Origin of the sequence: Rhodococcus sp. 05-340-2, assembly GCF_002258915.1 — a bacterium.
Classification (GTDB): Bacteria; Actinomycetota; Actinomycetes; order Mycobacteriales; family Mycobacteriaceae; genus Rhodococcoides.
This window is the reverse complement of sequence record NZ_NOYU01000040.1, coordinates 1-4950: the sequence shown is the minus strand read 5'-3', so window position 1 is coordinate 4950 and position 4950 is coordinate 1. Positions and strand designations below refer to the sequence as shown.

Annotated in this window: 5 protein-coding genes; all 5 read left to right on the top strand. The window is 64.9% G+C overall.

Annotated elements, in window-relative coordinates; all coding sequences use genetic code 11:
- The first annotated feature begins 854 nt into the window (after positions 1-854).
- The 5 genes from CH271_RS25150 (at position 855) to CH271_RS25130 (ending at position 4785) form a co-directional block, all read left to right on the top strand.
- A complete protein-coding gene (locus CH271_RS25150; RefSeq protein WP_027494152.1) occupies positions 855-2921 on the top strand; it encodes an MMPL family transporter in 2067 nt (688 codons plus the stop codon).
- A 28-nt stretch (positions 2922-2949) separates the two neighbouring features.
- Positions 2950-3201 (top strand): YgaP-like transmembrane domain, encoded by a 252-nt coding sequence (locus CH271_RS25145; RefSeq protein WP_027494151.1) that lies wholly within the window; start codon positions 2950-2952, stop codon positions 3199-3201.
- Positions 3202-3243: 42 nt separating this feature from the next.
- The gene (locus CH271_RS25140) at positions 3244-3663 is read left to right on the top strand and encodes a DUF302 domain-containing protein (protein WP_027494150.1); all 420 of its coding nucleotides are present in this window, start codon (positions 3244-3246) and stop codon (positions 3661-3663) included.
- Positions 3663-4436: a sulfite exporter TauE/SafE family protein gene (locus CH271_RS25135; RefSeq protein WP_027494149.1), complete on the top strand. Its 774-nt coding sequence runs from the start codon at positions 3663-3665 to the stop codon at positions 4434-4436. Before CH271_RS25140 ends, CH271_RS25135 begins: the two co-directional genes overlap by 1 nt.
- A 79-nt stretch (positions 4437-4515) precedes the next feature.
- Positions 4516-4785, top strand: coding sequence for a metal-sensitive transcriptional regulator (locus CH271_RS25130; RefSeq protein ID WP_027494148.1), 270 nt, complete (start codon positions 4516-4518; stop codon positions 4783-4785).
- Positions 4786-4950 lie beyond the last annotated feature (165 nt).

Here is a 4950-nt window from a genome sequence, read left to right as displayed (position 1 = left end):
GTCCCCGGCATGTCAGACTCGGGCGACTCGTACGACCAAATTGGTGACCCATATGGGGCGGCCCCGGAGGGGACGTGCGACCGCTTGCGGTCGGCTTTCGATGGTTCGCCGATCCCCTACGCGGGCATTCGTCGTCGATGCCCCCGAATCCGTTGTCTCCGATGCTCGCCACTGCTGGGCCGCTCCCGTCCGGACCGGCCTGGGTGTGGGAATGGAAGTGGGATGCAACTGCGCGGGTTCACAGAAACTCGCGGACGATAGCGGCGCAACTCGCGCGTGGGTGGAGCATCAACCCCTGAGGGACAACCGCATTCGCAGACTGGCGACCATCAAACGCCTCCTGCGGCCGCCAGCACAGCCTCGCGTTGGATCCGGCAAAACCACTGCCGTCTACCGATCGGCTCCGGCCCACCCCTTCCCTCATACCCCCACGGGTACTTGCATACCCCCCTAGGTATGTGTCACAGTAGTGATGTACCCGCCAGAAAGGACCGCCATGTGCTACCCCGTCCCGTGCCCGGCATGCGGTAAGACCACCTGGGCTGGCTGCGGTCGACATGTCGACAGCGTCATGAAGAACGTTCCGCGGTCGCAGCAGTGCTCCTGCTCCATGGAGACACCCGCCCCAGCTACACGCGACAACTTCTTTCGTTCCCTGTTTCGTCGCTGACCCCCACCCCAACAGCACTCCACTGCATTTCGCAGGAATCTCTGGGCGTCTTCAACACTTCTGAATACCCCCACCCGTATTAGGAGAAGCAATTGTGACCAAGCCCGCTACCGCGGCGGCCACCGGCCGCCACGACCGCCATCGGCCACCGGCACCCGGCGCACTAGGCCGCCTGGGAAGCACGATGGTCGCCCGCCGCCGGTGGGTGTTCGGCATCTGGCTGATCGCCCTCGTTGCACTGGGATCGGCTGCACCATCGGTGTTCTCATCCTTGGCCGGGGCCGGCTGGCAGGCCAACGGTTCCGAATCCGTCCAGGTCCGCGAGCTCGCCCAGCAGCATTTCGGCGGCAATTCCTCTGCAGCAGTGCAGGTGGTCGTTCACTCCGACACCGCCACGATCGAAGACGCAGCGATGCAGCAGACACTCACCGACGTCGCGGCCGTATTCGACGGTGACACTCGCTTCGGTGAGGTCATCGCCCCCCAGCCGGGCATGACGATCAGTCCCGACGGTCACACCGGCATCTTGATCGCCGGCGCAAACGCGAGTACCGACGACATGGTCAAGGCCGTCGACGAGGTGAAGGGCGAGCTGACCGAACTCTCCGGCGACGGCATCGAGGTCTACCCGACCGGATCCTCCGCACTGTGGTCGGACTTCAACAAGGCCAACCACGACGCCATGATTCAGGCCGAATTGTTCTCCTGGCCGGTCACTTTGGCGATCATGGTGCTCGCGTTCGGCTCCCTCGTCGCCGCGGGATTGCCGCTGCTACTCACCGTTGCCGGCCTGGTCGCATCCGCAGGCGGACTCGTTCTGCTCAACGGCGTCACGCCGATCTCGGTGTGGGCGATGAACTTCGCGATGATGTTCGCCCTCGCCCTCGGAATCGACTACGCCCTGTTCATCGTCGCCAGGTTCCGCGACGCACTGCGCAACGCCGATCCACGTGCCGCGGTCGCCGAAACCATGGACACCGCAGGCAAAGCCGTGGTCCTGTCCGGTCTGACGGTCTTGGTGAGCCTCTCGGCCGTCCTGCTCGTTCCCGCACCGGCGGTGCGCACCATGGCCGTCGGCATCATGCTCGCCGTGACCTTCGTGCTGATCGCCACCATGACCCTGCTCCCCGCAACCCTGGGTGCACTCGGTTCCAAGGTCAACGCCGCCTCCCTGCCCTACGCCAAGCGCCAGCAGCACCGCTCCCCGAAATTCGCAGCCTGGGGTGAACTGCTCCACAAGCACCCCTGGCCGTTCGCTCTGGTCTCCGTCGGCATCCTCATTGCGCTGGCCCTTCCGGTCCTCGGACTGAAAGTGGCGATGCCCTCGATCGCCGTCGTCCCCGAAGACGCACCGGTTCGCCAGGGTTACGAGCTCGTCCAGGCCCAGTTCGGTGCCGGCGCACCCGGCGCACTGCAGATCGTCGTCCCGTCCGCGGATGCCGCCGCGACCGCCACGGCAGCCAGTACCGTCGACGGGATCTCGATGGTCACTCCGCCCCAGCCTGCCGCGGACGGCTCAAACTACTCACTGCTACAAGCACTTCCCACCGTTGACCCCTCGGACGAGAGAATGGGCACCATCCTCGGTGACCTGCGCGCCGAACTCCCGGAGTCGGCGTTGGTCGGCGGTGCCCCAGCGGAGAACCTCGATCTGCAGCAAGCACTGAACGACTACCTACCGCTGGTGATCGGTATCATTCTGGCGCTCGGTTTCATCCTGCTGCTCGTCGCCCTCCAAGCACCGCTGATCGCGATCCTCGGCACCGCAGTCAGTCTGCTCTCGACCGCCGCAGCGTTCGGGGTCGCGAAGCTGATCTTCCAGGACGGGCACGGCGCATCACTGCTCGGATTCACCCCGCAAGGCTTCCTCGACGGCTGGGGTCCGGTGTTCTTCTTCGCGATGATCTTCGCCATCGCCATGGACTACACAGTGTTCCTGCTCGCCACCGCGAAAGAGCACTACGAGAAGACCGGGGACCCGAAAGCCGCTCAGGTCGACGGCCTCGCCCACTCCGGCCGGGTCATCTTCGCCGCCGCCGCGGTCATGGTCGCAGTGTTCTTCACCTTCGCACTCTCCGATCCGCTCCCACCGAAGGAGATGGGCATCATCCTCGGCGTCGCGGTACTGCTCGACGCCTTCTTGATCAGGCTGATCCTGCTGCCGGTCCTGCTGCGTTTGAGCGGACACGCCGCATGGTGGTCACCGGCCTGGCTGCGCAAGGTGTTGCCCTCGATCAGCTTCTCGCACTGACCACCCTCACAACCCGAACGGAGCAATCATGATCGATCCGAACACCACTCGCTCGTCCGCGTTCGCGGGCTGGCCGATCGAACGTATCGTCCCCGCCCTCGCCGCCGGCGTCACCGCCACCGGCCTGGCCCTCGGCGAACTCCACGCACCGCAGTGGCGACTGCTCAGCGCGTTCGCTGCCGCGAACCTCGCCCTTTACGCAGCGGTCGGCTGGTGCCCGGCCAGCGCGCTTCTCACCAGGGTGGGCGTGCCGAGTATTCGCCAGCCCCGAATCGGGTAGGCCCAGATCACCGCAGTTCGACGACCGAAAGGAACTTCCCTTATGAACATCGCACTCTCGACCACTCTGACCGACACCGACTTCGACACCGCAGTCGACGCCGTCAAAGCCTCCCTCGCAGATCAGGGCTTCGGTGTTCTCACCGAAATCGACATGCAGGCCACGTTGAAGGCCAAGCTCGGCGAGGACATGGAGCAGTATCTGATCCTCGGTGCCTGCAATCCGTCCCTCGCGCACCGCGCCGTCGGGGTCATGCGCCAGATCGGCTTGCTGTTGCCGTGCAATGTCGTCGTCCGCGCCGACACCTCCGCTTCCGGATCGGTCATTGTCGAAGCGATGAACCCCGACATCATGGTCCAAGCGACCGGCGAGCCAGCACTGTCCGACGTCGCGGCCGAGGCCACCACCAAGCTCCAGGCCGCCATCGACGCACTCGGTGGCCAGGACGCAGCCCACAGCTGATGACCCTGACGCTGGCACTGGTCCTCGGCGTCGCCGTCGGCATCCTGCTCGGTCTCCTCGGAGGCGGCGGGTCGATCCTCGCCGTCCCGGTTCTCGTCTACGCCCTGGGAATGGACCTGTCGGAGGCGATACCGACATCGTTGCTGGTGATCGGTGTCGCCTCGGCGACCGGGGCCATCCCCAAGGTGCGGGCGAAGCTCGTCGAATGGCGACTGGCGGCGATCTTCGCGGCCACCGGTATCGTCGGCACGCTGGTCGGCAGCGTCCTGGGCAGGCATCTGCCCGAGGCCGCAGTGATGATCGGCTTCGCGATCGTCATGATCATCGCCGGGGCGCGGATGCTGCGCAGCACCGACGATGTCGGAACCGCTTGCAAGACAGGAAGTTCCGGGATCGATTGGCGGCGATGCGCACCACGGTCCATACCGACCGGGTTCGGGGTCGGTGTCCTCACCGGACTGTTCGGCGTCGGCGGAGGATTTCTGATCATCCCCGCTCTGGTGCTGTTGCTGGGAATCGAGATGAGTGTCGCTGTCGGAACGTCGCTGGTGGTCATCGTCGCCAACTCCGCCGCCGGACTGATCGCTCAGGCCGACGGGCTCGGCGGGAACTGGCCACTGACAGCCGCGTTCGCCGGTGCGGCGATCGCAGGCTCGCTGGTCGCCGGAAAACTGAGCACACGCATCGACACCGACAAGCTGCGCACGTGGTTCGCCTACCTGGTGTTCGCCGTCGCGGGCTATGTACTTGTCGACACCCTCGTTCTTTCATGACCGACTGCACACACCGAACCGATGCCCCCGGGGGTAATCTGGAAGGACTACCACCATCACACACCCTCAGGAGACCGCAATGATCGGCGACGAAGACAGCATCGCATTGGTACTCAACCGTCTGCGCCGCGCACACGGCCAACTCGCCGGTGTGATCGGCATGATCGAGAACGGACGCGACTGCAAAGACGTCGTCACTCAACTCGCCGCCGTCTCCCGCGCCCTCGACAAAGCCGGATTCAAGATCGTGGCCACCGGCCTTCGTGAATGCATGACCGGCGACACCGCAGACAACAAAGAGCCCATGACCGAAGCAGAACTGGAAAAGCTCTTCCTCGCACTGGCCTGAACGAGGACGTTTCACGTCAGAAACGAGGCCGACCCGATTACACCGTAGGAGTACCCCGTGAGCACCACCGATCCAGACATCGCCATCATCGAAACGTCGAGCCTCGGCGACCGCAGCTACCTGATCAGCCACGACGGCATCGCCGTCGTGATCGATCCCCAACGT